Source organism: Sphingomonas caseinilytica, assembly GCF_023516455.1.
Classification (GTDB): Bacteria; Pseudomonadota; Alphaproteobacteria; order Sphingomonadales; family Sphingomonadaceae; genus Sphingomicrobium; species Sphingomicrobium caseinilyticum.
The window spans coordinates 20,717-46,142 of sequence record NZ_JAMGBA010000001.1 but is presented as its reverse complement, the minus strand read 5'-3'; the positions used below and the strand labels follow the sequence as shown (position 1 = coordinate 46,142).

Here is a 25,426-nt window from a genome sequence, read left to right as displayed (position 1 = left end):
GCGAATTTGCTGCATCGCACCCTCGCATTGCGGCAATTGAGGCAAGGCAGACACACTGCTAGGTCGCTGTTCCATGGCAAGCACCCCGGATCGCCCAAAGGGCAAGTCACTTTCAGACCTCGGCATGGTTTGGGATTTTGCCCGCCGTTATCCCGGTCACATTGCCTGCGCGGGAATCGCCCTTCTGTTCGCGGCGGCAGCAACGTCTGGCGTGCCCTATTCCTTCAAGCTGATCATCGACCGCGGATTCTCAGGGGGCGGCGATATTGCCCGCTGGTTCCAGTATCTGCTGTTCCTGGTGCTGATCATGGCGCTCGCCACCTCAGTCCGCTTTTACTTCGTCAGCTGGCTGGGCGAACGAGTCGTCGCCGACATCCGCCTTGCGGTGCACCGCAACCTGCTGCGCCTCGCCCCCGGCTTTTTCGAAGAGAATCGCCCGGCCGAGATCACCAGCCGCATCACGGTCGATACGACGATCATCGAACAGGTTGTCGGCACCACCGTATCGGTCGCCTTGCGCAATGTCGTGATGGGGATCGCCTGCGCGGTCATCCTGTTCGTCCTGGCGCCGAAGCTCGCGGCGATGATGCTGATCGGCATCGCCCTGATCGTCCTTCCGCTGACCATCCTCGGCCGCCGCGTCCGCACCATTTCCAAGAGCAGCCAGGACCGGATCGCCGATGTCGGCACGGTCACCGGCGAGGTGCTGGGCGCGATGAAGATCGTCCAGGCCTTCAACCAGCAGGATCGCGAGGCCGAACGCTTCACCAACGCGACCGAGGCCGTGTTCGCCACGGCAAGGAAGCGCATCGGCCTTCGCGCGGTGATGACCTTCCTCATCATCGCCCTCGTCTTCTCTTCCATCACCTGGGTGATCTGGCAGGGCGCGGTCGATGTCAGTTCAGGCAAGATGACCGGCGGCACGATCGCCGCCTTCGTCCTTTACGGCGGCCTGCTTGCGGGCGCGTTCGGCGCATTGAGCGAAGTCTATGGCGACCTGCTCCGCGCCGCAGGCGCTTCGGAGCGTCTCAATGAGCTTCTGAAGGCGGAGCCGGAGATCAAGGCTCCAGCCAACCCCACGCCCCTGCCCGTCCCGGCCGAAGGGCGTCTAAAGTTCGAAAACGTCACCTTCCACTACCCGACCCGAAAGGACACGTCGGCGCTGGACGGTTTCAGCCTGGAGCTTCGCCCCAATGAGCGCCTGGCCGTCGTCGGGCCGTCCGGCGCGGGCAAGACCACCATCTTCCAGCTCGCCCAGCGCTTTTACGATCCCGAACAGGGGAGCGTGTCGCTCGACGGCGTAAACCTGAAAGACGCCGACCCCGCCGACGTGCGCCAGCGGATCGCAATGGTCCCGCAGGAAGTCGTTATCTTCGCCGCCTCCGCCCGCGACAACCTCCGCTACGGCAATTGGGATGCGAGCGAGGACGAAATCTGGGAAGCGGCGCGCGACGCCAACGCCGAAACCTTCCTCCGCGCGCTGCCCGAAGGCCTCGACACCTTCATGGGCGAAGGCGGCGCTCGCCTGTCGGGCGGACAGCGTCAGCGCATCGCCATCGCCCGCGCCCTCCTCCGCCGCAACGCGCCTTTGCTGCTGCTCGACGAAGCCACCTCGGCGCTGGACGCGGAAAGCGAGCGCTTGGTGCAGGAAGCGCTCGATCGCCTTGTCGCCGGCCGCACGACCATCGTCATCGCCCATCGCCTTGCGACGGTCCGCGCTGCCGACCGGATCATTGTCATGGACCATGGCCGGATCGTCGAGGAAGGCGACCATAGCTCGCTGACCGCGCAAGGCGGCCTTTATGCCCGCCTCGCTCGGCTACAATTTGACGGGCTCGCCGCTTAGCCGAGCCCGGCTTTCGCTAGCAGCGGTTGTTGGGACAGGCGTCGAGGGCCGGGGGACCGCTGACCGGCGCCCTGATAACATCGTCCAGGATTTCGCGCCCGTTGTCATTGCCCGCCGCCGCATACCGCTTCCATTCGTCATTGGTTCGGCAGACGCGCAGCTTGCGCGCGAGCGAGCCGATCACCGGATCCTTCTTGCATCGAATGTAATATGGGTGCGTCGCATCCAGGCCTTCATTGAACGCCCGAATTTCCGTTGGCGTCATCAGCGACGGCGGACGGTCCGGCGGAAGCCTGGTCTCGGTTTGGCCGATCAGCGGTGAAGCGATTGCCCCCACCAACAGGGTTGAAACGAACGCCAAGCTCCCGATTCTTTTCATGGTCCACGTCCACCCATTGCGTCCCAATAGCGCGCATGATGACCCAATGCCGGCCGCGACGCCACCATTGGCGATCCAGGGCTGAGCTATTTTCAAGATCTGGCAGACTTGCACATCTCAATTCGGCACGGCACCCATCGCAAAGGCGAGGGGAGCATGGTGGATGGCGACAGTCGAAGCAGGTGAAGCGCGTACCAGGCAATCGCCCGCATTCGTCATCGGCGCCTCCTCCCTCGGCACCATTTTCGAATGGTATGATTTCTACCTCTACGGCCTCTTGGCGACGATAATCTCGGCGCAATTCTTTTCGGGCGTCAACGACACCACCGCCTTCATCCTGGCCCTCGCTGCCTTTGCCGCGGGCTTCGCGGTTCGGCCGTTCGGCGCGATATTGTTCGGCAGGATTGGCGACCTGGTCGGCCGCAAGAATACCTTCCTCGTCACCATGGGCATCATGGGCCTGTCGACCTTTCTCGTCGGACTGCTTCCCAGCTACGCGTCGATCGGGGTCGCGGCGCCGATATTGCTTGTCGCGCTGAGGCTGCTCCAGGGGCTGGCGCTGGGCGGTGAATATGGCGGCGCGGCCACCTATGTCGCCGAACATGCGCCCGAAGGCCGGCGCGGCCTCTACACAAGCTTCATCCAGACAACCGCGACGCTTGGCCTGTTCGCTGCCTTGCTGGTGGTGATCGGCATCAGGACCGCGCTTGGCGAGGCGGAATTCGCAGCTTGGGGATGGCGAATTCCCTTCCTCATCTCAATCCTGCTGCTCGGTCTGTCGCTCTGGATCCGGCTGCAGCTCGAAGAGAGCCCCGTCTTCCGGGAGATGAAGGACGCCGGCGAAGGCTCGAAGGCGCCGCTGACCGAGGCGTTCGCGCGCTGGCCGAACCTGAAGCTGGTGCTGATCGCGCTGGTCGGTGCGGTCGCGGGCCAGGCGGTCATCTGGTACGCGGGCCAATTCTACGCGCTCTTCTTCCTTGAAAAGACACTGAAGGTCGACGGCGCGACCGCCAACATCTTGATCGCCATCGCGCTGGCCCTCGCCACGCCCTTCTTCATCCTCTTCGGCTGGCTGTCGGACCGGATCGGCCGGAAGAAGATCATCCTGGCCGGATGCGCGCTGGCCGCCCTCACCTATTTCCCGCTGTTCGGGGCGCTAACCAGCGCCGCCAATCCAGCGCTTGCACACGCGCAGGCCAATGCCCCGGTCATCGTCCATGCCGATCCGGCGACCTGCTCGGTGCAATTCGACCCCATCGGCCGGACCAAGTTCGACAAGACCGGATGCGACGTTGCCAAGTCCACGCTGGCCAAGGCCGGTGTCCCTTACTCCAGTGAGCCCGGCGGCACGGGCGAAGTCACGGTCGGCAGCCGACAATTGGAGGTCGGCGACCTCTCCACCTATGGCAAACGCCTTGGCGAAGCGGTCGCTGAAGCGGGCTATCCAGCCAAGGCGGATCCGGCGGCGATCAACAAGCCGATGGTCGTCGCCATCCTGTTCATCCTCGCCCTCTATGTAACCATGGTCTACGGGCCGATCGCGGCGCTGTTGGTCGAACTGTTCCCGACCCGCATCCGCTACACGTCAATGTCGCTGCCCTACCATGTCGGCAACGGCTGGTTCGGCGGATTCCTGCCGACTGTCGCCTTCGCCATGGTCGCTGCGACCGGGGACATCTACTACGGCCTTTGGTACCCGATCGTCGTTGCGCTGATGACGGTGATCGTCGGCCTGCTATTCCTCCCCGAAACCTTCCGCCGCCGCCTGACGGATTAGTTGCCTGCCACACCCCAATTTCGTCATTCCCGCGAAAGCGGGAACCCAGAAATGATTAGGCGAGAGGCGGCAATCCGAGGTCCTCCGCAAGGTCGAGCCAATCCGGATTGCTTTGTTCGATCAGTCCGAGCTTCCATCGACGGTTCCACTTCTTGATGCGCTTCTCTCTCAAGATCGCGGATTCCATGGTCGCATGCTGCTCAAACCACACCAACGATTTCACAGCATATTGTTTGGTGAAACCGTCAAACGTTCCGTTTCGATGGTGATAGAGGCGAGCAATCAGGTCAGACGTTACTCCCGTGTAGAGCGTCCCGTTCCGCTTTGAAGCGAGTAGATAGACAGTTGGCGAAAAGTCGTTCGGCATTGCATCTGGGTTCCCGCTTTCGCGGGAATGACGAAGCAGGGGCATGCGAATTCGACTATCAAGAAATCTCATTTGGCTGCTTCCAGTTGCGCATTGGGCTGCATGGTGAGCTATGAACTCCAATGCGAACCCGCTTGAGCGTCTGTGCGAGGAAGTCCCGCTACCGTTCGGCCGAGGAAGCGCTCGCCGCGGCGAAACAGTCGGGCCTCGACCTTCGGACCTACCGATGCGACCGCTGCAACTGTTTCCACCTGACCAGCCGGACAAAGGGCAAGCGCATCCCTCGCCCGCAAACCTAACCTCGATCCTCTCCGGACGCCGCCAGCAGGTCCATCAGGTTGCGCGCCGCCTCCCGATCGGCCTCTTCCTTGAATGCGACATCAAGGTCGGGCGCTTGTCCCAACATGTACAGCAGCGACCATAGCGCAAACCGCTGCGCCCGGTCCGTCGCAAGGCCCAAATCGACGCGAAGCCGGTCGATGCCGGCCTCCTGCACCGCCGGGGAAGCCTGCGACAAATCCGAGGTCCCGAAATATTGGTTCAGCAGCTGATCGAAGTTCATGCCCGCATATTAGCTACTCTGGGCCATGCTGTCGCGCGTTACCGCCCAACCATATTGAACCGCCGGGATCGATCCCCTAGGAACGTCGGGCGGGACCGGGCCCCTCTGGCGGCCGTCTTCCAGACGATCGTGATGTCGGACCGCATCGAGTTAGCTCGATGCAGTTCACAAGCCTCCTCCCTCTGCATCCGGCCAATTCGATCAACTCAACATCGAGTGCCGGAGCGGAGAATATTTCATGGAAGCCCTGATAACCCTGTTCAGCGAGCCCGCCGTCTGGGCGGCGCTCGCGACCTTGATGGTCATGGAAGTGGTGCTTGGGATCGACAATCTCATCTTCATTTCGATCCTGTCCAACAAACTACCGGAATCGCAGCGGCAAAAGGCTCGCCGGCTGGGCATCGGCCTGGCGCTGGTCATGCGGCTTGCGCTTCTTTCCACCATCGCCTGGCTTGTCGGGCTGACGGCTACGGTAGTCGATTTCGGAATTACCGGCCCGATCGGCGCGAACGGCGAGCCCAACTTTGAAACCAACTTCTCCTGGCGGGACCTGATCCTGATCGCGGGCGGCCTGTTCCTCCTGTGGAAGGCGACCAAGGAAATCCACCACAATGTGGATCCCCGGCCGAGCGACGACATCTTCGACACCGCCAAGGTCACGATCGGGTTCGGCGCGATCATCGGCCAGATCCTGTTGCTCGACCTCGTTTTCTCGATCGACTCCATCCTGACCGCCGTCGGCATGACCGAACATCTGGTAGTGATGGTCATTGCCGTCATCACGGCGGTCATCGTGATGCTGCTCGCGGCCGATCCGCTGGCCGGCTTCATCCATCGCAATCCCACCGTGGTGATGCTGGCCCTGGGCTTCCTGCTGATGATCGGCGCCGTGCTGATCGCCGACGGTTTCGGCGTCCATGTCCCGAAGGGCTATATCTATACCGCGATGGCATTCTCGGCAGGGGTCGAGGCGCTCAACATCTGGTCGCGCCGCCGCCGCGAGCGGGCGTTGGCGCAAACACCGGCGGCTGAGGGCGACGGCCTCTAGAGGGGCAAGAACCTCAACAGACTGGGCCGTCGCTCACATCGGGTGTCGCCTCATAGGTCCGACGTATGATCTCCTCCAGCACGGAGAGATCTACGTCGGCCAGCCTGTTGATGTAGAGGCACGCCTTGGATCGCTTGTGCTTGCCGAGCTTGGACAGAAGCGCGTCATATTCGGGAAAGCCGCCGGTATAGAGGACCAGATTGGCCGAACGCGGCGAATAGCCTACCCGGCACATGTCGCCCTCATGTCCGCTGGCATAGCGATAATGGGAAAAGCCGAAGCCGACGATCGACGGCCCCCACATCACCGCCGGCTCGCCGGTGACGCGCTCCATCATCGAACGAAGTCCATGGCCGTCGGCACGGCGACCGGGATGCGCTACCGCCTCGAGAAAGGCGTCGACGCTTACGTCGGTCGGCTTGGTCTTCGTCTCTGCCATAGGCGTCTCCAACGGACATCGGATTCATCTCATTTAGCGCATTTGGCGAAGCATCCCCATTTCGAACTTCATAAAACAGCTGCAAGTACCGTTCATCTTGGCATGCTATAGCCGGTTCGAAATGCCGCTTACCGCCTGCAACCGACGCGCCTTTCTGGGTTTGGCTTCCGGCACCGCTCTCGCCGGCATCGCGATCCTTACCAGCGGCCGCGCCGAGGCGAGTTTCGAAGTCCAGCACAGCGAGGCCGTGTGGCGCCAGAAGCTGGGCTCTGCCCGTTTCCAGGTCCTGCGCGAGGCCGCCACGGAACGCCCCTTCACCAGCCCGCTGCTCAAGGAGAAGCGCAAGGGCGTATATGCCTGCGCAGGCTGCGACCTGCCGGTATTCAGCTCCGCCGCGAAGTATGACAGCGGAACCGGCTGGCCCAGCTTTACCCGGACCCTTGCCAAGGCCGTGGCCTATAAGCGCGATCGAACGCTCGGCATGGACCGCACGGAGGAGCATTGCCGCCGCTGTGGAGGCCATCTCGGCCATGTGTTCGACGACGGCCCTCCGCCGACCCGCAAGCGGCATTGCATCAACGGCCTGTCGCTCACATTTAAACCGGCCTGATGCTCCTGTTCCTCCTCGCCTATCTAGGCGGCATCCTTACCATCCTCAGCCCCTGCATCCTGCCGGTGCTGCCCTTCGTATTCGCGCGCGCCGATCGGCCGTTCCTTCGTAATGGCCTTCCGCTACTCGCCGGCATGGCGCTGACCTTCGCGGGTGTCGCGACCTTGGCGGCAGTAGGCGGCGAATTGGCGATCACGGCAAACAATGTCGGCCGTTGGATCGCGCTCGTGCTGCTGGCCGCCTTTGCATTGCTGCTCGTCTTCCCGGCACTCGCGGATCGCGCCATGCGTCCACTTGTCGGGCTCGGGGAACGGCTGTCGTCGAAGGGCAGCGAGGACCGGATCGGCGGCTCGCTCCTCCTAGGCGTCGCCACCGGACTTCTTTGGGCTCCCTGCGCCGGACCGATCCTCGGCATCATCCTGACCGGCGCGGCCTTGTCCGGTACCAGCTCGACCACGACCGGGCTGCTGCTCGCTTATTCGCTGGGCGCGGCAACAAGCCTCGCCCTCGCCCTGCTGGTCGGCGGCAAGGTCTTTGCGGCCATGAAGCGTTCGATCGGGGCCGGTGAAGGCGTCCGGCGCCTATTGGGCGTCTTGATCCTGATCGGCGTCGGCACCATCGCGCTCGGCCTCGACACGCGCGTCCTTGCTCGGCTTTCCACTGCACAGACTTTCGCCTTCGAACATCGCCTTGCCCGCGCGCTGGGAATGGAGGGCGAGGAACTGACTACCCGGACCGGCGGCACCCTGCCGGTCGAAGGCGTGCTTCCGCCACTGGACGGCGCAATCACCTGGCTCAACTCGCCGCCGCTGACCCGCGAGCAGCTCAAGGGCAAGGTCGTACTAATCGACTTCTGGACCTACAGCTGCATCAACTGCATCCGTTCCGTGCCCTATGTCCGCGCCTGGGCCGAGCAATATCGCAAGGACGGGCTGGTGGTGATCGGCGTCCACTCCCCAGAATTCGCGTTCGAGAAAGATCCCGCCAACGTTCGCAAGGCCATTGCCGACTTCGGCATCCGCTACCCCGTTGCGGTCGACAGCAATCTCGCCATCTGGCGCGCCTTCGATAACCGCTACTGGCCGGCGCATTACCTCGCCGATGCCCAGGGCCGAATCCGCTATCATCACTTCGGTGAGGGTAGCACCGACCAGACCGAGGCGGCAATCCGCTCGCTGCTGGCGGAAAATGGCGCGATGCGTCTTGCCGCCAAGGCGAAGGTCGACTTGAAGGGTGCCAGCGCCGCCGCCGATTTCGCGTCGATCCGGAGCCGCGAAACCTGGCTCGGCACCAGGCGGGCGCGCAACTTCGCCTCTCCCGAAGGACTAAGGGACGGCGAACATCGGTACCGTCTGCCCGACTTCTACCAGCTCAATTTCTGGGGGTTCGAAGGCCGCTGGAACGTCGAGGAGGAACGATCGGTACTTCTTCAGCCAGGCGGAAAGATCGCCTACGAGTTCCGGGCGCGCGACCTGCATTTGGTTCTCGGAAGCGCATCCGGACGCCCGATTAGATTCCAAGTCCTGATCGACGGGAAGGCACCCGGCAACGATCGCGGGATGGACATTGATGCGGCCGGTAACGGTCAGATCACCGGCCAGCGTCTCTACCAGCTGGTCCGCCAGCAGGATCCCAGTCGCGAGCGGCTGTTCACGATCACATTCCTGGACCCTGGGGCCGAAGCCTACGCCTTCACCTTCGGCTGATCAGGCCGCAAGCTCGAACGAATCCTCGTCCCGGTCGCATTCCTCCCGCCACTGCTGGCGGCGTCGCTCGGCCACGACATTCTGCAGCGCATAGAAATGTTGCGCAGGGTTGGCCCTGAAGCTGGCCGGAAGCACAGGATCGCGCCGAAGCGCGGCCTCGATTTTCGGCCAGCCGCGCCTCCGGTCCCGGTCCAGCGCACGGCTCATCGCCCGGGCGCCCAACAACCGGTGGGCGGCCCGTCGCAGTCCAGTCGCGTCCAGCGCAAGCCACGCGGCCTCAACCGCTTCGGAGGCTGTGCCGCCCGCAACGAACGCCTGGCTGGCATCGAACAAATCGCCCACATCATCGCTCGCCATGACAGCACCTGACCGCCGGGCGGCGTGGCATGTCGTGAGTGCGTCGAGCAGCGCGCCCGGCAGGTTGCGCTCCGCTTCCTCCCGCAAGGACCGTGCACCGGTCGAGCGATAGGCAGTGTAGGCCGCAGCACAGCGCTCCCGCGACTGTTCGCCCAGCGCGTCCGCCAGACCCTCCAGCGCCAGCCGCGCCCGCTCGCGCCTCGCCGCCAGCCATCCCCAGCGCGCAACCCGCCGCCGCAACCGAACCAGTCCTTCGGCAATGGCGAGATTGCGCCGGGCCTCGGCGAGCGCCCAATGATGTGCCCCACGCGAATGATCGTATAGGTGATGGAGGACGACCGCGCGCTGCCCGAAATCCTTCGGCCGCCCGGCCAGCGCCGACGCCTCCTCGGCCAGCTTCTCGATCAGCCCCTGTTGGTGCGCGGCGATAATATCCATTCCGCGCTGCTAGCAGCCTAGCGGTTGAAATCCAGTTACTCGTCGACGATCAGAAGACGGCGCCATATTGTTCGTTGCCGGAGAAACCGAAACGGTCCGCCCCGCTCTGCGCCGCAATGCCGAGGACATGGTCTACCCGCTCATACCTGGCCGTGGCGTCTGGCCGGAAGTGGACTTCGGGCTGTTCGTCCATGCCGGCAATCGCACTCAAAGCGCTCGCCAATTCACGGTCGCTGATTGCCTCGCCGTTCCAGCGAAGCTGGCCGGCGGGCGACATGCCGAGCTCGTTCTTTATCCGCTCGATCTTAACGATGGGGCCGCGCTGCGGCAGTTGCTGTTCGATCTGATGCGACTGCATCGGCACCGTGATGATGAACATGATGAGCAGCACCAGCATCACGTCGATAAGGGGCGTGGTGTTCATCTCGGCCATCGGCGGAATTTCCCGGATGCCGCCCGGCAAGGGTGAGGAAGACATTGAACGCGCCATGGCATATCTCCTCCGTCAGAAGGTGAGATGATATATCATTGGCAGCAATCCGCAAGACTGCCGGAAATTCGAAGCCCGAACGAAAAAGGGCGGCCCCGAAGGGCCGCCCTAAATCGTTCGAAGCAGAAAAGCTTAGAAGACCGTCATATAGGCTTCGTTACCAACGAACCCCATCTTCGAGACCTTAGCCTGCTTCGTCACCGCCAGCACGTCATCGACGATGACGTATTTGGCTTCCGGCTCCGGCTGCAGGTGGAGTTCCGGCACCGGATCCATCTGCTGCGTGACGTCCAGATACTGGCGCAGCTGCACCAGGTTCACCGGCGCACCGTTCCACAGGATCGCACCACCCTGGGTGACGACGATCTTGTTCTTGACCGGATCGATCGGCGGCGGCGGCTGATTGCTCTGGTCCTGCGGCAGGTCCAGCTTCACGGCGTGGGTCTGCGGCGGGATGGTAATGATGAACATGATGAGAAGCACCAGCATGACGTCGATCAACGGCGTCGTGTTGATGTCCATCATGGGCTCGCCAGCTTCATTCGAGCCAGTGGTTTGCATCGCCATGGTGGCTTGCTCCTAAAACTACAGCCGGGTGACCGGCCCACCGGCCGGCGGCTGGGAAATGAAGCCGACGCGGGCGAACCCGGCGCGCTGCATCGTGAAGACGGTGCCACCGATGCACTTGTACGGCGTGTTGATGTCGCCGCGGATGTGCACTTCCGGCATATTCTCTTCGTTGATGTTCTCGACGCCGCCGACGGCCGCGATCTGCTTCTCAAGCGCCTGGACTGCGCGGTCCAGCAGTTCCTCACTCGTGATCGGAGTGAGGTTCCAATAAACTTCGCAGGCTCCACCCGGACCGCCGCGAACCGTCAATGAGACGTTCTCAGGCTTGGTCTCGGTCGCCTCGTTGCGAACCGCCGGGAGCGTGATCGGCACCGATTGGACAACCACCGGGACGGTGATGAGAAAGATGATCAGGAGAACCAACATCACGTCGACGAGCGGCGTGGTGTTGATGTCCGACATGGGGACGTCGTCGCCCGAGTCGTGTTCGCCTACTTGCATTGCCATGAGGCGTTAATCCTTCTTCGTACTTCGTTCTCCGGGCCGGCAACGCAATGCCGCCGGCCCGGGAATGATCCGCTTAGCGAGCGGTGGTCGTTGCCGTCGGAGCCGGCTTGGCGACCTGGGCCGGCTTGGCCGTTGCGATCGCCGGCTTCACCGCGCCGTTCGACATCAGATAGCCGTGGATGTCGTTGGTGAACGCCGCGAGATCTTCCGAAATCGACTTGTTGCGGCGGATCAGCCAGTTGTAGGCGAGCACGGCGGGAACCGCGACGACCAGGCCGAGCGCGGTCATGATCAGCGCTTCGCCGACCGGGCCGGCAACGGTCGAAATCGACGCCTGGCCCGACGCACCGATCTTGATCAGGGCGCGGTAGATGCCGATGACGGTACCGAACAGACCGATGAACGGAGCGGTCGAACCGACGGTCGCGAGGAAGGCCAGGCCTTCACCCAGACGGTTGGTGATCGAACCCTGCGAACGGGCGAGCGAGTTGGCCATCCAGTCATGCTGGTCGACCGGATCGGTCAGCTTGCTGTGCTGGTCCTGAGCAACGAGGGCGTCCTCGACGATGGCGCGGTAAGCGCTGCGCTGTTCCAGCTTGTTGGCAGCTTCACGCAGGTTCGGCGAGTTCCAGAAGCTGGCGCGAACCTTGTTGCCCTGGCTCATGATCTTCTGCTGCTGCAGCAGCTTCGTGAACAGGATGTAGAAGCTGAAAACCGACATGCCGACCAGGATGATGAAGGTCGCCCATGAAATCAGGCCGCCTTCATGAAGGGCCTGCATCAGGCCATAAGGGCTGTCGCCGGCGGGAGCGGTGGTTGGAGCTGCCATAATCTAGACTTTCCTATGTAAATTCGTGGGTTTCTTGGATCGATTGAAACTTAGTCTTCAGGAAGTTCCCAGCGAATACGCTGGCTGTACGAGTCCGTCACCGGATTGCCCGCCTGATCCTTCGCCGGCGTGAAACGCGCGCGGCGCTTGAGGATGTTGCAGGTGGCGTTGTCCAATGCGGTCGATCCCGAAGAACCTGTGACGTCACAGCCGACGACGCGGCCGTCGGTGCCGATGCTCAGGCGGACCGCGGTGGTGCCCTGCTCTTCGTTGCGGATCGCCGACTGCGGATAGTCGTCGGTCGAGAACAGCGAAACCAGGTTACCCTTTGCGCGGGCGGCCTGCGACACCCTGGGAGGTGGCGGTGCGGGCGGTGCCGGCGGGGCGGGCGCGGCACGCGGCGTGATCACCGGCGGCGGTGCAACCGGCGTCGAAATGATCGGCGGCGCGACGGTGTTGGTCCGCACGATCGGCGGCGGCGCAACAACCTGCGGCGGCGGTGGGGTGTTCTGCTCCGGCGGGGGCGGCGGTTCCTCCGGCGGGGGCGGCGGCTCGTCCTCGACGTCAAACGTCTTCAGGTCCTCGGCTGCCTTCTTCACGACGTTGTAGGCAAGGCCGCTGACCAAGGCATAGCCGAGGGCGACATGGATGAGCGCCACGATGACAATCGCCGCCGTGCGATTGGAGCTCATCTGTTTGCGATTGGCGTATGACATTAAGCCGCAAATCTCCTCGATGTTCGATTCCAACGAGCATCTCGGAGTAAGCGAAAATGACGCGACCCGAGCTGTCGTGGAACCGCCGATGTATTACTGTATCATCGGCAGATACGCGCCACCCTTAATCAAGCGAAAATGGCTGCGCAACGAATTTTGTTCCGAATGCGGCAAGGACCGCACCGATTCATGGCAAGGATGGGTGGTTTCCCTTACGTTTTACGGGGCTTCCCCAGTAAATGACGATACCTCGACTCCGACGCCATTTGCGTCGGGATAGACATCGGGTTTCATACTTTTAATGCGGATGGCCCTGACTCCGCGATAGGCGGCGATCCTCTGAAACAGCGCATGAATCAAAGTTTCCTGAAGATTGTAACGGCGCTCCTGCGCAATGCGCACAACCTCCTGCTTCAAATAGTCGTAGTTCCAGGCGTAGACCGCATCATCCCCTTGCGGAGCGGCGAAATCCTCAAGCCATAATTCAATGGTGATCAGGAGCCGCTGGGGCGATCCGATTTCGAAATCGTGGAAGCCGATGTCGGCCATGACCTCCAGCGAATCGAGGATGATCCGGCTTTGGCGGACTTTCAGGTGGGCGGGAACGATTCCCTCAAGCTTCACCGCTTCGTTGGACATCATGTCTCCAGGAATTGCCCGTCGCCGGATGGCGACAAAAATTGAACGTCGCGCGGAAGCGCCATGAAACGCTGCCCGCCATCAAGGACCAGCGTCTGGCCGGTGATGGCGGTCGAATCAATCAAGTAACGAATCGCCGAAACCACGTCCGCGACCTCTACTCCGCGATTAAGTGGTGTCAGCGCATGAACGGCCGCAAAGTTCGCTTCGCCCTGCTCGCCAGACGGCAGCATTAGCGCGGGCGCGATTCCGTTCACGCGGATACCCTGCCCGGCGAGCGCCCGGGCGGCCACTTCCTGCAATCCGGCAAGCGCATATTTGGAAATGGTGTAGCTCAGGAAATCGGGGTTCGGCGCAGCAAGCTTGGCGTCCAGCATGTTGACGACCAGCGCGTCACCCTCCCCCTTCCTCGCCGCAAGTTCGTCGATCAGCAGCATCGGCGCTCTCGCATTTACCGCAAGATGCACGTCGAATTGTTCGGCACTGGCCGATCCCAGCTGGTCCAGGCCAAACCGCGCGGCATTGTTGACCAACAGCCTGACCGGTGGATGGCCGTCAGCGGCTCCGAAGATTCGCCTGGCACAATCGACAGCAGCCAGTTCGGCGACAACCTTGATTGCTCCATCAGGGACCGAGTCAGCATCATGATGGACATGCGCGACGACCGTCCAGCCGTCTTCCAGCAGCGCACGGACGATGGCCTCCCCAACCCGCTTGCCACCCCCAGTGACGATTGCCGTTCGAGCTTGCATACCCATTCGCCGTCATTGCGAGGAGTGAAACGACGAAGCAATCCAGAACTGGAAAAATGGATTGCTTCGCTTGCGCTCGCAATGACGGGCCACCTAAGTCGAATCCATGCCCGAACGCCATCCGCCACTCGAAGCCATTGGCAACAGCATCGGAGAGCTGACTGCCGCCATCGCGGCGCGAGGCGAGCCGCCACCTGTCGATCGCTGGAATCCCGAACACTGCGGCCATTCGGGCATGCGCATCGCTCGCGACGGCACCTGGTATCATGAAGGAAGCCCGATCAATCGTCCGGCAATGGTCCGGCTGTTCGCAACCGTGCTGCGCCGCGAATCGGATGGAAGCCATGTGCTGGTCACGCCCGCCGAGAAATTGACGATCGATGTGGAGGCAACCGCGTTTCGCGCCACGCAAATGACCACGTCCGGCGACGGCGACCAGCGGCGGATCGGCCTGACGCTCGATAGCGGTGACGGCCTCGTCATTGGCCCGGATCACCCCCTATCTGTCATTGAAACCGACGCTGGCCCCTCACCTCGCGTCGCCGTGAGGTTCGGGCTGGAAGCGGAGCTTGCGCGGCCCCTCTATTACGAACTGGCGGAAATCGCGCTGGCGGAGGGTCACAACCCCGCGGGAGTCTGGTCCGACGGCATGTTCTTCGGGCTGAGTGCATGAGCCTGATCGAGCGAATCTCGCTGGCGCTGGCAGACGAGCCGCCCCACGGCTTGCTCCCCGGCGACCTTATTGAGGGCCATGAAGGAGAAACCCGCCTGGCCGCGGTGCTGGTGGCGATCACCGATCGTCCGGCGCCAGGGCTCATCCTCACCCAGCGGCGCGACGATCTTCGAACGCATGCCGGTCAGGTGGCCTTCCCGGGTGGGCGGATCGACGAAGGCGAGGATGCGCCGGCCGCCGCCCTTCGGGAGGCTTTTGAGGAGCTGGCGCTGAACCCGACCCTGGTCCGCCTGCTCGGCGAGACCGATCCATATTGCACGGTGACAGGCTATTGGGTGACGCCGGTCGTGGGTGTCGTTCCACCCGACATGGATCTCACGCCAAATCCCGGCGAAGTGGCGGACTGGTTCGAGGCGCCGCTTGATTTTGTGCTCGATCCCATCAACCAGCGATGCATGAGCGCCGAATATCGCGGCCGGACGCGGCAATATTATCAGATCGATTGGGAAGGCCGCCACATCTGGGGCGCGACCGCGGCGATGCTCGTCAATCTCTCGCGGCGGATCGGGCTCTATCCGTGAAGCTTGATCCGAACGCCTTCCTGAAGCGCACCGGGGTCAAGCGGCTCCTTAACGCGCTCGATGCAAAGCGAGGCACGGCCCGGTTCGTCGGGGGTGCCGTCCGCGACCTGCTGCTCGGCGAAAAACCGGGCGACCTCGACCTCGCCACCGTCCTTCCTCCCGACGAGGTGGTTCGCCGGCTCGAGGCCGCGGGTATCAAGGCGGTTCCGACGGGGATCGACCATGGCACGATCACCGCCGTTTCATCCGGAACCGTCGTCGAAGTCACCACATTGCGGTCCGACGTATCCACCGACGGGCGCCGGGCGACCGTGGCGTTCACCGACGATTGGGCCAAGGACGCCGGCCGGCGCGACTTCACCATCAACGCGCTCTACGCCGACCCTTATAGCGGCGAACTGTTCGACTATTTCGGCGGCCTCGACGATTTGAAGTCGCGAACCGTGAGATTCATCGGCGAACCGCTTCAACGGATCGCCGAAGACCACTTACGCATCCTCCGCTATTTCCGCTTTCATTCCCGCTACGGTCATGGCTCGCCCGATCCCCATGCGCTGGAAGCCTGCACGGAGCGCGCCAACGACCTGATGGCCTTGTCGCGCGAACGGATCGCGGACGAGCTGTTGAAACTGTTGGCGCTCGACGATCCGACGGCAACGGTCCGGCTGATGCACGAGCGCGGCTTGTTCGCGCCGGTCGTTCCGGAAGTATCGGATGTCGATCGGCTCGGCCGGCTGGTCTCCGCCGAGCGAGCCGCCGGAATCAAGTCCGACCCGCTTCGCCGGCTCGCCGCGCTGCTTCCGCCGGAACCGGCGACGGCAGAGCGGATCGGCGCCAGGCTGAAACTGTCGAACAAGGCGAAGAAGCGGCTCGTCAGCGCTGCGAACCAGCAGCTTGGCCTGAACCCGAAGGCGCTTGCCTATCGCGTCGGCGTCGAAGGAGCGGTCGACCGGTTGCTCCTATCCGGCATGGCCGCCGAAGCCAGGACGATTTCCAAATGGAACCCGCCGCGAATGCCGATCGGCGGCGGCGATGTGATCGCCCGCGGCGTGCCGGAAGGACCCGAGGTTGCGCGGACGTTGCGGCGTATCGAGGATAGCTGGGAAGCCGCCGGCTTTCCGGGCGGTGCGGAATTCGAACGGCTGGTCGAAGAAGCGCTTAGCTAATCGACGAATACCGGCTCCAGGAAGACGGCCCCGGCTTCGTTCCCCAATGCCCAGCGGATCTGCGCCGCGAACGTCCCGTGCTTCGGCACTTCGATCTGAACCTTTTCGCCGATCCGCAGCATGGCGGGCGTTTCCAGGCGGCATCCGTCGCGGCTCAAATCGATCACCACCACGGAGATACGGTTCCCGTCGCTGTCGGTTACGAAGGTTTCGATCCGGGTGTCGACGCGCGGCGAGCGCTTGATATGTCCCCGTTCACGCATCTTCGCCACTGCCCCTTTCACGAGGCAAAGCTAACATATTTTAGGGTTGTGGCAATCATGGCGGCACCGATCATGGCTACCTCCGCCGACGGGATTTCCAATAGGCCAGCGCTTCATCTTCTTCGAGCGGCTTGGCGAAGTAATAGCCCTGGCCCGACGCGCAGCCCAATGCGGCCAATGTCGTCGCCAGCTCGACGGTCTCGACGCCCTCGGCAGTGGTCGACATGCCCAGCGCCTCGGCCAGGCTCAGCACCGCACGCACGATCGCCACTGCGTCGGGGTCGCGCATCATTCCGCTGACGAAGCTCTTGTCGATCTTCAAGACGTCGATCGGCAGGCGCTGCAGGTAAGCGAGGCTGGAATAGCCGGTGCCGAAATCGTCCATCGCAACCGTCGCGTCGAGCGCCTTCAGCGCTTCGAACACCCGCGTCGCCCGGCCCGGGTCCTGGACGATCGAGCTTTCCGTAAGCTCGAGTGTCAGCCGGTCGCCGGTGAGGCCGCTGGACCGCAGGGCGCTCGACACCATGTCGGCGATATTGTCGCGTGCGACCTGGATCGCGCTCAAATTGACCCCGACATAGAGCGGCAGCGTCTCGCCGATCGCCTTGTCCCAATTGGCCAGCGTCTGCGCCGCATTATCCATCGCCCAGCGACCCAGTTGCAGGATCAGGCCGCTTTCCTCCGCTACGGGGATGAATTCGGCCGGGCTGATCTCGCCGCGATCTTCATGGGTCCAGCGGGCAAGTGCCTCGAAGCCCGCGACCTCGCCCGACTTCAAATTGATGAGCGGCTGGTAGAACAGCTTCAGCTGGTCCTTGTCGAGCGCCCGTCGAAGCTCCGTCTCGATCGAGAAGCGCCGGCGGGCCGCGCTTGCTTCCTTCGGTTCGTAAACCTGCGGGGTTCCTGCCGCCTTGGCCTGCTTGACCGCGAACTGGGCATTGCGGAACAGCTCCTCGGCGTCCTGCTTGGTATGCATTAGCGCGACGCCGATGGCGCATTCGACGCGGATCTCCAGTTCGGACAGCTTGAACGGCGTCGACATGATCTGCTGGATACGGTCCGCGGCCGCCAGCGCGTCGGTCACGCCGCGCTTCAGGCCGACCAGGATGCCGAACTCATTCCCGCCAGTCCGGGCCAGGATATCGCCGCCGCGAAGCGCGGAGATCAGCCGGCGCGCAAAGGTGATCAGGAGCTCGTCGCCGGCAAGGCTGCCCATGGACTCGTTGATGCGGCTGAACCGCAGCATATCCACCACCAGCACCGCATATTCGCAGTCGCGCTTGGACGTCCCGCCGCAATTCTCGACCGTCTCGGTAAAGCTCAGGCGATTGGGCAGGCCCGTCAGGCTGTCGCGCAGCATTTCGGCGCGGAGATTATTTTCGGCCTGAACCTCGATCGTCCGGTCGACAACGCTCAGCAGGCAGCGCGGCTCGCCTCCGGAATCCGCGACCAGAGGCGCCACCTTCAGTTTCAGGAAGCGCTTCTGCGGCCCTTCGCCGTCTACATGGTCGATCTCGTCGGGCGACTTGGCCGGGTTACGCAGATAATTGCGGATGAATTCGCCCGCCTCGCTCGCCGAATAGCGGACAAAGAATTCCGCGAAGCTCTCCGCGTCGCCGCTGCAGCCCGCGAGGTCGAAGAATTTCTTGTTGAGCGAATGAACCCAGAGTTTCTTCTGCTTCAGGCCGAACACGCCGGCTGCGATCGGCAAGGCGTCCAGCAACGCGCCATCGTCCGCCAGAGCCCGGACGTCAAAGTCCGTTCTCTGACCGGCGGAGCGCTCACCCGAAGGCGCTACCGAACGGTTCGCTGCAACCTGCATTCGAACCGCGTTAAACCCTACAGGTTAATGGGCAGTTTCGACCGTGGTTGACATAAGTTAGGAAAATGTCGGTTTTCCGACATAATCGTAGCCCTTCTCGTCATTGCGAGCGCAGCGAAGCAATCCAGTAGCGGCGGCTGGATTGCCGCGTCGCTACGCTCCTCGCAATGACGACTAGCTTGCCGCTGGAACGGCCTCGAACCGGTTGGATCGGGGGAAGCCGTTCGGCGCAATCCGGCCGCTCGCTCCCCGGATCGCCCGCCAGGGCGTCAGGTCCGTCTCCGACCGCACCCGCCCGCTGTCGCCGCCCAGCGGCCAGCTGATGCCTTCGCCCAGCACGAACGCCATCGCATCCGAAAGCCCGCCGTCGCGGTAGCGCTGCAGCTGTACGCCAGACCCGCGCCCAAGCTCCGGAAGCTCGTCCAGCTTGAACACCAGCATCTTGCGGTTCTCGCCGATCACCGCGACCGAGTCAGCGCCCCCGGGCACCAGCTTCAGCACCGACACCTTCGCCTTGGGCCGAAGGTTCATCAGCTGCTTGCCCTTGCGCGTCTCGGCCAGCACCGCTTCGCCCGTCGTCAGGAAGCCGCGCCCGTCGGATGAGCCCACCAGCATCCGCGATTCCGGCTTCACCACGAACATCGCGATGATCTCGCTCTCCGCCTCCAGGTCGATGGTCAGGCGTATGGGCTCACCGAACCCGCGTCCGCCGGGAAGCTTGTCGCCGCCCAGCGTATAGACCCGCCCATTGTCCGCGGCGACCAGCAGCCGGTCCGTGGTCTGCGCATGGAACGCCAGATGCGGCCCGTCGCCCTCGCGCCATTTCAGGTCGTCGATCTCGTGAAGCGCGACATGCCCCTTCATCGCCCGGATCCAGCCGCGCTGCGACAGGATGACGGTGATCGGCTCCTTCTCGATCATCTGGGTCCAGTCGATCTCGGCCCGGACCGCACCCGCATCGGGCTTCAGCTCGGTCCGGCGCGCATCGCCGAACTTCTCCTTCATCGCGGCAAGGTCCTTCTTCAGCCGCGTCTTCTGCCGCTCCTGGCTGTTGACCAGCTTGTCGAGCTCCTCGCGCTCCTTCGCCAGCGCCGCCCGCTCCTTGTTGAGCTCCATCTCCTCCAGCTTGCGCAACTGCCTGAGCCGCATGTTGAGGATCGCTTCGGCCTGCCGGTCGGTCAGCTTGAACTCGGCGATCATCACCGCCTTGGGCTCGTCCTCGTAACGGATGATCTCGATCACCCGGTCGAGGTTGAGAAACGCGACCAGGAAGCCCTCGACCAGCTCCAACCGGTCGTCGATCTTGCCGATCCGGTGCAGCGACCGGTTGACCAGCACCTCGAACTGGAATTCCAGCCAGGCAAGCAGCGCCTCCTTGAGGCTCATCACCCCCGGCGTCCGCGTCTTGTCGAGCACGTTCAAATTCAGCGGGAAGCGCGTCTCCAGCTCGGTCAGCTTGTAGAGGCTCTCCTCCAGCAGCGCCGCATCCACCGTCCGCGATCGCGGCTCCAGCACGATCCGCACCTTCTCGTCGCTCTCGTCGCGGACGTCGGCCAGGATCGGCAGCTTCTTGTTGGCGATGAGATCGGCGATCTGCTCGATCAGCTTCCCCTTCTGCACGCCATAGGGGATCTCGTGGACCAGCAGGTGCCAGCCCCCGCCCTTCTCGGCTACCTTCTCGATCCGCGCGCGGACCCGGAAACTGCCCCGCCCGCTGACATAGGCCCGCGCGATCACATCCTCATCCTCGACCAGAACGCCGCCGGTCGGGAAGTCGGGACCCTTCACGAACTGCAACAGCTCGCGGTCTTCCATCCTTTTGTTGTCGATGAGGGCCATCGCCGCGTCGGCCAGCTCGGACACATTATGCGGCGGAATGCTCGTCGCCATGCCAACCGCGATCCCGCTCGCGCCATTGGCCAGCAGGTTCGGGAACAGGCCGGGGAACACCTCCGGCTCTTCCTCTTCGCCATTGTAGGTCGGGCGGAACGGGACCGTCCCCTCGTCCAGCCCGTTCATCAGCTGGATCGCAACCGCCGTCATCTTCGCTTCGGTGTAGCGGTAGGCGGCGGCATTATCCCCGTCGATGTTGCCGAAATTGCCCTGCCCGTCGACCAGCGGGTAACGAAGCGCGAAATCCTGCGCCAGCCGAACCATCGCGTCATAAACCGACTGGTCGCCGTGCGGGTGATACTTGCCGATCACATCGCCCACGACGCGCGCGCATTTCTTGTACCCGCCGGCCGGATCCAGCCGCAGCAACCGCATCGCCCACAGCAGGCGGCGATGAACCGGCTTCAACCCGTCGCGAACGTCGGGCAGCGAACGCGCGGTGATCGTCGAGAGAGCGTAGACGAGATAGCGTTCGCTAAGCGCAGCGTCGAAAGGGGAATCAATGACGGAGAGATTTTCGGAGTCCATGCGGCTGGCTTAGCAAGCTGCCGCCCTTCCCGTCATCCCAGCGGAGGCTGGGACCCACGTCTTTTTTTGTCATCCCAGCGAAGGCTGGGATCCATTCCACTTTTTCGTCATGCCCGCGTAAGCGGGGACCCAGTTTTTGTTTGGCTAGGTTCCCGCCTTCGCGGGAATGACGAGTGGTAGACAATGGCAACAAGGGGGGGAAAGCGGACATTGGAAGGCCTCCCGGCACTAGCGCGCTAGCCCGCCGGATTGGCGGGCGCGCGAACGCAATTCCCCCGATAGCGGCGCTGTTGATCGAGACTTTCCTTCAATTGCTCCCGGTCTGGCGAGAGCCCGGCTTCCGCAGCATTGTCCAACAGCAGACGGCTTTGAAAGACGATCCGGGCGTTGAGCGCACCCAATTTTGCCACCAGTTTCAAATTTGCGCGGCGTTCGGCCGGGCTGATCGGACCTGGGAAGGCGAGGTCGCCGAGCGACGCGGCCAGGTCTATCTCCTCCGATTGGCTTCGGCGAAGCCCGGAAACCTCGTCGAACAGTGCTGCGAGTTCAGCCACTCGTTCAGGTCGGAAGTGGCCCAGAATTTCGCCATTCAGTGCGGTCTCCCAAGCGTCATTGGGCCACGGCCGGTTCGGCGTCCTGTAAACGGACGGGAACGCCGGGTCGTAAATGTCATTGGCGAAACGCGCCCGGCTACCGGGCCACATCGGCTCCCCTTTAGCCAATTCGTCGCGCAGCTCGATCAGTCGCGGTTCGAGGCAATCATTGATCGCCAGGCGCTCGTAGGCGTTCACCAGATTATGGCCAAGTTCATCGCTTATCCGCCGGTCGCTGTCGCGGACTTCGCCCTGCCAATGCCAGCTCGAAACCAGTTCCTCAGCGCCAAGCGCGATCAAGACGCCGGCAACGACGACAAACAGCTCGAACACGAAAAGACGGGCGGTGGTCTTGCCGTCCCCTTCCTGCCACCAGTGACGGACGGTCCTAAACATGCGCTTCGCCCGCATGTTGGAAGTCCCCGGTCGTGTCGGGATGATAATTCATAAGGAGCCCCGCTCGCAGCGGAGGCTAGCAGAAGCGCCAATGTCCGCAATGGTTTGCACTCGCCGTCGGCCCACCGAGCAAGCCGAACTGAACTCAGCTATTAATTCCTCATTAAATCGCCTATGGCCGCCCGCTTCCACGACAAGGAGCCGGCAATGGCTTCCGAGACACGGGAATATTACCTCGCACGCGCCACCGAAGAGCGGGCCTCCGCGGCCAGCGCCCCCAATCGCAACATCGCACGAGTGCATGACGACCTCGCCGCAATGTACGACCGAATGGCGAAGGAAGCAGCGCGGGAGCCGGAACCGGCCTGACGTTACGATCATTGTGCCCCCGGAGCGGGCGCAAGGAGAGTATCATGCGTTCCGCGTTGCTTTGGTTCATCGGTATCCCGATCCCGCTCATCCTGCTGATTGCATACTGTACGGGTCACTTTTGAGGCGCTGGGCCGTCACGGAGTAAATCCGTGACGAGCAGCCGCATGGCCAACATGCCCCCAGCATGTTGGAACGGCTGCTACCGGTCGTCTGCGCCGCCGGTCGGCCGGCATTCGCCAGCTCTACGCGCTGCTAACGATTGCTCCGCAATCGCTTCGCTGCGCTCGGCGGCTCTGCTGGAGGACACAAACAATGAACGACAAGGTAATTTACGAGGATCCCAGTGACGTCGAAGCCGAAGCGGGCGTCGTGTCCGTCGACGGCCCCGACCACGTCGACGTCAAGCTGACCCCGGAGGCCGCCGCCGAAACCTCCCACCGGCTGCTCAAGGGCGCGATGAAGGCGCAGGGCCAGAAAGTCCGGGATGGGAAGAAGGAATCTCGCCCAACCGACTGATGGTGCACGATTAAATCGGCCGCTGTGTCGGATAGGCGACTATCCTTGTCCGCTTCGCTCCTGTAACGACTTCGCATCCCCGTCCGGTTTCCAGCATTCCGGGGACTGAGAGACAATTCGTCGCGCTCCCGCTGATCCTCTCGTGGAGCGCACCCCCCGTGTCTTCAGACGACATCGAATATTATCGCGCGCGCGCCGCCCAGGAGCGCGCGGCTGCCGCCGACGCAACCCAGTCGGAAGTCGCCGCCATCCACCTTGAACTGGCGAGGCTCTATGAAGCGCTTGCCGAGCAGCCGGAGCTTCGGCTTGGCCGGGCCCTCCTCGGACGCGCGCCTTTCAGCCTTCCGCTGCCGCCTTCTGGCGCGTGAGGTCCAGCTCTCCGGAGTCGAACCCGTCCCAATAATGCAGCCGCTCGGCATGCACCTTGATGAGGGTCAGGCCGGGCGTATCCACGCCCTGCTTGAACCAGGCGTCCAGCTCCTTGTGCCAATGCTCCTCGAACCGGCCCTTGTCCTTGATCGCTTCCGCCCTTCCCTCGACCGCCAGGAAGAAGGGCTTCATCCCCAGCATTCCCGACTTGGCCTGGTAAGCCAGCCCGACGTTGGAATCGCGCATGATGTCGGCGACCAGCCGCGTCTCGTCGCAGGTGAAGAAATAGCTGTCCCCGTCATAGTCGACTTCGCGATTGTTGCTCATCGGCCGCGCGGCGAGCGCGCCGCCCTCCGTCCGCGTCGAAAGCATCGTGAAATCGATGTCGCGCATCTTCTCGCTGATGTCGGAAAGGCTGAGGTCGGGCATGGGAATACTCCTGCTACTGGCTTTCGCGGCCAACGCAGGGGCGGCAAGGTTGGTTCACCCTGATCCGTCGCCCCGTTGGTACACCTTATTCCGTCGCCCCAGCGCAGGCTGGGGCCCATGTGATTGACGGCGAAACATGGATGCCAGCCTCCGCTGGCATGACAGCTCCCACCCCCTCAAAACCTCTGTCCTACAGCCCACATCTCCTGTATCGCCGAACGGCCTCCCGGCTCTGACCAGGGAGGAATCCATGAAACCGACGCCCGCATTTCCCGCGCCGGCTGCTTCGCGAGCCTCGCATCCGCGCACCCCAAGCCCCGCTAACTTCACAATAATGGCTCATTCGCCCATGAAAATAGTGAAGCTAAGCCAGTTAGGCTGTTCCCCGGCGAAGGCCGGGGCCCAGGCGCCCGAAGGGTGTAGCGCCGTCACGGGAGTGAATCCCGTGACGTCAGACCTCGCTTCGCGAGGCTGGCCGGCATTCGACGTCTCTTCGCGCTGGCTCGACTTCGCTACGCAAAGTCTCTCCTGCGCTCGGCGTCTCTTACGCCACCGCCTCCAGCGGCAACTGCTTGCTCAGTTCCACCTGCCGAAGCAGCCATTCCTTGAAGCGTTTGATCTTCGGTACGTTTCGGCGCTCCGGCGCGATGCACAGCCAGTAGCGGAAACCGGCGGTCGCCCTCAGCTCGAACGGCTGGCACAGTCGCCCGTCGCGAAGATCGTTGCGCCAGAAGGCCGGGGTCAGCAGGACGAAGCCCTGCCCGCCCATCGCGGCATGACCCTCGTCGGCCTGGCTGTCCAGGCGAAGTCCGGCCTTGCGCGGCCGATCGGCGCCTTCGACACCAGCCGCCTCGAACCATTGGTCCCACCAATAATCCTCCGGGCTGATCAGCGGCAGGTTGGGCAGGTCCTTGGGCTCCGGCGGACGGCCGAGCTGCTCGGTCATCCGCTTCCAGAAGGAAGGCGCGCACATCGGGGTGAAGTCGACCTTCATCAGCTCGATCGAGACCAGCCCCTCCCACGGCCGGGCGCTGGCGCGGATCGCCACGTCCGCCTCGCCGACCCGAAGGTCGACCAGCTTGTTCGACGTCGCCAGCCGGACAGCAAGGTCGGGATGCTCGACCTGGAAGCTGCCCAGCCGCCACGCCAGCCAGGTGTTGGCGAAGGTGAAAGTGGTGGCCACCGTCAACAGCGCCTCATCCTCCTCGCGGTGCTGGGCGAAGGCGGCCTCGATATTGTCGAATGCCTGGGTCAGTTGGGGCAGCAGCCGAAGGCCGAGGCCAGTCAGCTTGGCGCGCCCCTTCTCGCGCACGAACAGGGCGGCGCCGAGCCGCTCTTCCAATAATTTGACCTGATAGGAAACGGCCGCCTGGGTCATCCCCAACTCATTGGCTGCGGCCGTAAAATTCTCATGGCGGGCCGCGGCCTCGAAGACGCGGACGGCGGCAAGCGGCGGAAGCTTTCTCATCAATGCTGCTTATAAGGCCAGCTTATCAAGTCAGTCCAGCCTTTCATTGGGATGAACGAGCCGACTCCTCTACATGGTCATCAAGCGCTGGACGGGCCCCTCTCCCCACCCCGCCCGTCCGGCGCAAACAAAGGAGGCAATGATGCGCGACGAGATTTTCGACCGTGACTATCAGGCCGGGCGGGATGCCCTTCACGACGGCATCGACCGGCTGGTGGCAGGCATCGGACGGACCTTGAAGGTCCTCAACTTCATTCAGTTCGATGCTCCCTGGAAGCATAATGCGGGACAGGCTTCGGCTCGCACCGCTCGATAACTGGAACTG

The 25,426-nt window shown here is 63.2% G+C and carries 31 protein-coding genes; 13 read left to right on the top strand and 18 right to left on the bottom strand.

Annotated elements, in window-relative coordinates:
• The first annotated feature begins 73 nt into the window (after nucleotides 1-73).
• Nucleotides 74-1,846 carry an ABC transporter transmembrane domain-containing protein gene (locus LZ496_RS00265; protein ID WP_249902607.1) on the top strand — a complete coding sequence of 591 codons (1,773 nt, stop codon included), beginning with the start codon at nucleotides 74-76 and terminating at the stop codon, nucleotides 1,844-1,846.
• Nucleotides 1,847-1,862: 16 nt separating this feature from the next.
• Here LZ496_RS00265 and LZ496_RS00260 read toward each other — a convergent pair whose 3' ends face one another.
• A complete protein-coding gene (locus tag LZ496_RS00260; RefSeq protein WP_249902606.1) occupies nucleotides 1,863-2,225 on the bottom strand; it encodes a hypothetical protein in 363 nt (120 codons plus the stop codon).
• Between the two features lie 163 nt (nucleotides 2,226-2,388).
• Between LZ496_RS00260 and LZ496_RS00255 the strand changes: the two genes are divergently transcribed.
• A complete protein-coding gene (locus LZ496_RS00255) occupies nucleotides 2,389-4,002 on the top strand; it encodes an MFS transporter (RefSeq protein ID WP_249902605.1) in 1,614 nt (537 codons plus the stop codon).
• A gap of 55 nt (nucleotides 4,003-4,057) precedes the next feature.
• On the opposite strand, the gene LZ496_RS00250 is transcribed toward LZ496_RS00255, so the two are convergent.
• The gene (locus tag LZ496_RS00250; RefSeq protein WP_249902604.1) at nucleotides 4,058-4,369 is read right to left on the bottom strand and encodes a GIY-YIG nuclease family protein; all 312 of its coding nucleotides are present in this window, start codon (nucleotides 4,367-4,369) and stop codon (nucleotides 4,058-4,060) included.
• Nucleotides 4,370-4,491: 122 nt separating this feature from the next.
• Here LZ496_RS00250 and LZ496_RS00245 point away from each other — a divergent pair, with 122 nt between their 5' ends.
• Nucleotides 4,492-4,668 (top strand): hypothetical protein, encoded by a 177-nt coding sequence (locus LZ496_RS00245; protein ID WP_249902603.1) that lies wholly within the window; start codon nucleotides 4,492-4,494, stop codon nucleotides 4,666-4,668.
• Here the strand turns inward: LZ496_RS00245 and LZ496_RS00240 are convergent.
• Nucleotides 4,665-4,931 carry a hypothetical protein gene (locus LZ496_RS00240; protein ID WP_249902602.1) on the bottom strand — a complete coding sequence of 89 codons (267 nt, stop codon included), beginning with the start codon at nucleotides 4,929-4,931 and terminating at the stop codon, nucleotides 4,665-4,667. The genes LZ496_RS00245 and LZ496_RS00240 overlap by 4 nt on opposite strands.
• Before the next feature lie 238 nt (nucleotides 4,932-5,169).
• On the opposite strand from LZ496_RS00240, the gene LZ496_RS00235 reads away from it, so the two are divergent.
• Nucleotides 5,170-5,979, top strand: coding sequence for a TerC family protein (locus tag LZ496_RS00235; protein WP_249902601.1), 810 nt, complete (start codon nucleotides 5,170-5,172; stop codon nucleotides 5,977-5,979).
• Between the two features lie 13 nt (nucleotides 5,980-5,992).
• Here LZ496_RS00235 and LZ496_RS00230 read toward each other — a convergent pair whose 3' ends face one another.
• Nucleotides 5,993-6,418 carry a DUF1801 domain-containing protein gene (locus LZ496_RS00230; protein WP_249902600.1) on the bottom strand — a complete coding sequence of 142 codons (426 nt, stop codon included), beginning with the start codon at nucleotides 6,416-6,418 and terminating at the stop codon, nucleotides 5,993-5,995.
• Nucleotides 6,419-6,539: 121 nt separating this feature from the next.
• Here LZ496_RS00230 and msrB point away from each other — a divergent pair, with 121 nt between their 5' ends.
• Both msrB and LZ496_RS00220 read left to right on the top strand, forming a co-directional pair.
• Nucleotides 6,540-7,028 (top strand): peptide-methionine (R)-S-oxide reductase MsrB, encoded by a 489-nt coding sequence (gene msrB, locus LZ496_RS00225; RefSeq protein ID WP_249902599.1) that lies wholly within the window; start codon nucleotides 6,540-6,542, stop codon nucleotides 7,026-7,028.
• Nucleotides 7,028-8,734 carry a cytochrome c biogenesis protein DipZ gene (locus LZ496_RS00220; RefSeq protein WP_249902598.1) on the top strand — a complete coding sequence of 569 codons (1,707 nt, stop codon included), beginning with the start codon at nucleotides 7,028-7,030 and terminating at the stop codon, nucleotides 8,732-8,734. The genes msrB and LZ496_RS00220 overlap by 1 nt, the downstream gene beginning before the upstream one ends.
• Here LZ496_RS00220 and LZ496_RS00215 read toward each other — a convergent pair whose 3' ends face one another.
• The 8 genes from LZ496_RS00215 to LZ496_RS00180 form a co-directional block, all read right to left on the bottom strand.
• Entirely contained in the window at nucleotides 8,735-9,529 is a 795-nt protein-coding gene (locus LZ496_RS00215; protein WP_249902597.1) for a hypothetical protein, read from the bottom strand.
• A 49-nt stretch (nucleotides 9,530-9,578) separates the two neighbouring features.
• Entirely contained in the window at nucleotides 9,579-10,019 is a 441-nt protein-coding gene (locus LZ496_RS00210) for an ExbD/TolR family protein (RefSeq protein WP_249902596.1), read from the bottom strand.
• A 132-nt stretch (nucleotides 10,020-10,151) separates the two neighbouring features.
• Nucleotides 10,152-10,586, bottom strand: a complete 435-nt coding sequence (locus tag LZ496_RS00205; RefSeq protein ID WP_249902595.1) for an ExbD/TolR family protein — start codon at nucleotides 10,584-10,586, stop codon at nucleotides 10,152-10,154.
• Nucleotides 10,587-10,604: 18 nt separating this feature from the next.
• Nucleotides 10,605-11,096: an ExbD/TolR family protein gene (locus LZ496_RS00200; RefSeq protein ID WP_249902594.1), complete on the bottom strand. Its 492-nt coding sequence runs from the start codon at nucleotides 11,094-11,096 to the stop codon at nucleotides 10,605-10,607.
• Between the two features lie 73 nt (nucleotides 11,097-11,169).
• Complete coding sequence (locus tag LZ496_RS00195; protein ID WP_249902593.1) at nucleotides 11,170-11,925, bottom strand: MotA/TolQ/ExbB proton channel family protein; 756 nt, start codon at nucleotides 11,923-11,925, stop codon at nucleotides 11,170-11,172.
• A 50-nt stretch (nucleotides 11,926-11,975) separates the two neighbouring features.
• Nucleotides 11,976-12,641: an energy transducer TonB gene (locus LZ496_RS00190; RefSeq protein ID WP_249902592.1), complete on the bottom strand. Its 666-nt coding sequence runs from the start codon at nucleotides 12,639-12,641 to the stop codon at nucleotides 11,976-11,978.
• A gap of 219 nt (nucleotides 12,642-12,860) precedes the next feature.
• Nucleotides 12,861-13,280, bottom strand: coding sequence for a dihydroneopterin aldolase (locus LZ496_RS00185; RefSeq protein ID WP_249902591.1), 420 nt, complete (start codon nucleotides 13,278-13,280; stop codon nucleotides 12,861-12,863).
• Nucleotides 13,280-14,038, bottom strand: coding sequence for an SDR family oxidoreductase (locus LZ496_RS00180; RefSeq protein ID WP_249902590.1), 759 nt, complete (start codon nucleotides 14,036-14,038; stop codon nucleotides 13,280-13,282). Before LZ496_RS00180 ends, LZ496_RS00185 begins: the two co-directional genes overlap by 1 nt.
• A gap of 100 nt (nucleotides 14,039-14,138) precedes the next feature.
• On the opposite strand from LZ496_RS00180, the gene LZ496_RS00175 reads away from it, so the two are divergent.
• The 3 genes from LZ496_RS00175 to LZ496_RS00165 are packed head-to-tail and all read left to right on the top strand — an operon-like array spanning nucleotide 14,139 to nucleotide 16,452.
• Entirely contained in the window at nucleotides 14,139-14,705 is a 567-nt protein-coding gene (locus tag LZ496_RS00175; RefSeq protein WP_249902589.1) for a DUF1285 domain-containing protein, read from the top strand.
• Nucleotides 14,702-15,286 (top strand): CoA pyrophosphatase, encoded by a 585-nt coding sequence (locus LZ496_RS00170; RefSeq protein ID WP_249902588.1) that lies wholly within the window; start codon nucleotides 14,702-14,704, stop codon nucleotides 15,284-15,286. The genes LZ496_RS00175 and LZ496_RS00170 overlap by 4 nt, the downstream gene beginning before the upstream one ends.
• Complete coding sequence (locus LZ496_RS00165) at nucleotides 15,283-16,452, top strand: CCA tRNA nucleotidyltransferase (RefSeq protein ID WP_249902587.1); 1,170 nt, start codon at nucleotides 15,283-15,285, stop codon at nucleotides 16,450-16,452. Before LZ496_RS00170 ends, LZ496_RS00165 begins: the two co-directional genes overlap by 4 nt.
• Here LZ496_RS00165 and LZ496_RS00160 read toward each other — a convergent pair.
• The 4 genes from LZ496_RS00160 to LZ496_RS00145 form a co-directional block, all read right to left on the bottom strand.
• Nucleotides 16,449-16,736 (bottom strand): PilZ domain-containing protein, encoded by a 288-nt coding sequence (locus LZ496_RS00160; RefSeq protein WP_249902586.1) that lies wholly within the window; start codon nucleotides 16,734-16,736, stop codon nucleotides 16,449-16,451. The genes LZ496_RS00165 and LZ496_RS00160 overlap by 4 nt on opposite strands.
• A gap of 55 nt (nucleotides 16,737-16,791) precedes the next feature.
• On the bottom strand, nucleotides 16,792-18,537 hold the full coding sequence (locus LZ496_RS00155) for a putative bifunctional diguanylate cyclase/phosphodiesterase (RefSeq protein WP_249902585.1): 1,746 nt from the start codon (nucleotides 18,535-18,537) through the stop codon (nucleotides 16,792-16,794).
• Nucleotides 18,538-18,711: 174 nt separating this feature from the next.
• Nucleotides 18,712-20,958: a DNA topoisomerase IV subunit A gene (parC, locus tag LZ496_RS00150; protein ID WP_249902584.1), complete on the bottom strand. Its 2,247-nt coding sequence runs from the start codon at nucleotides 20,956-20,958 to the stop codon at nucleotides 18,712-18,714.
• Nucleotides 20,959-21,194: 236 nt separating this feature from the next.
• Nucleotides 21,195-21,947, bottom strand: a complete 753-nt coding sequence (locus LZ496_RS00145; protein WP_249902583.1) for a hypothetical protein — start codon at nucleotides 21,945-21,947, stop codon at nucleotides 21,195-21,197.
• Between the two features lie 207 nt (nucleotides 21,948-22,154).
• Between LZ496_RS00145 and LZ496_RS00140 the strand changes: the two genes are divergently transcribed.
• From LZ496_RS00140 to LZ496_RS00130, 3 genes are all read left to right on the top strand, one after another.
• Complete coding sequence (locus tag LZ496_RS00140) at nucleotides 22,155-22,316, top strand: hypothetical protein (protein WP_249902582.1); 162 nt, start codon at nucleotides 22,155-22,157, stop codon at nucleotides 22,314-22,316.
• 315 nt (nucleotides 22,317-22,631) lie between these two features.
• On the top strand, nucleotides 22,632-22,835 hold the full coding sequence (locus tag LZ496_RS00135; protein WP_249902581.1) for a hypothetical protein: 204 nt from the start codon (nucleotides 22,632-22,634) through the stop codon (nucleotides 22,833-22,835).
• A gap of 158 nt (nucleotides 22,836-22,993) precedes the next feature.
• Nucleotides 22,994-23,203 carry a hypothetical protein gene (locus LZ496_RS00130; protein ID WP_249902580.1) on the top strand — a complete coding sequence of 70 codons (210 nt, stop codon included), beginning with the start codon at nucleotides 22,994-22,996 and terminating at the stop codon, nucleotides 23,201-23,203.
• On the opposite strand, the gene LZ496_RS00125 is transcribed toward LZ496_RS00130, so the two are convergent.
• Nucleotides 23,172-23,633 (bottom strand): pyridoxamine 5'-phosphate oxidase family protein, encoded by a 462-nt coding sequence (locus tag LZ496_RS00125; protein ID WP_249902579.1) that lies wholly within the window; start codon nucleotides 23,631-23,633, stop codon nucleotides 23,172-23,174. The genes LZ496_RS00130 and LZ496_RS00125 overlap by 32 nt on opposite strands.
• Nucleotides 23,634-24,177: 544 nt before the next feature.
• Complete coding sequence (locus LZ496_RS00120) at nucleotides 24,178-25,101, bottom strand: LysR substrate-binding domain-containing protein (RefSeq protein ID WP_249902578.1); 924 nt, start codon at nucleotides 25,099-25,101, stop codon at nucleotides 24,178-24,180.
• A 142-nt stretch (nucleotides 25,102-25,243) separates the two neighbouring features.
• On the opposite strand from LZ496_RS00120, the gene LZ496_RS00115 reads away from it, so the two are divergent.
• Complete coding sequence (locus LZ496_RS00115; RefSeq protein WP_249902577.1) at nucleotides 25,244-25,417, top strand: hypothetical protein; 174 nt, start codon at nucleotides 25,244-25,246, stop codon at nucleotides 25,415-25,417.
• Nucleotides 25,418-25,426 lie beyond the last annotated feature (9 nt).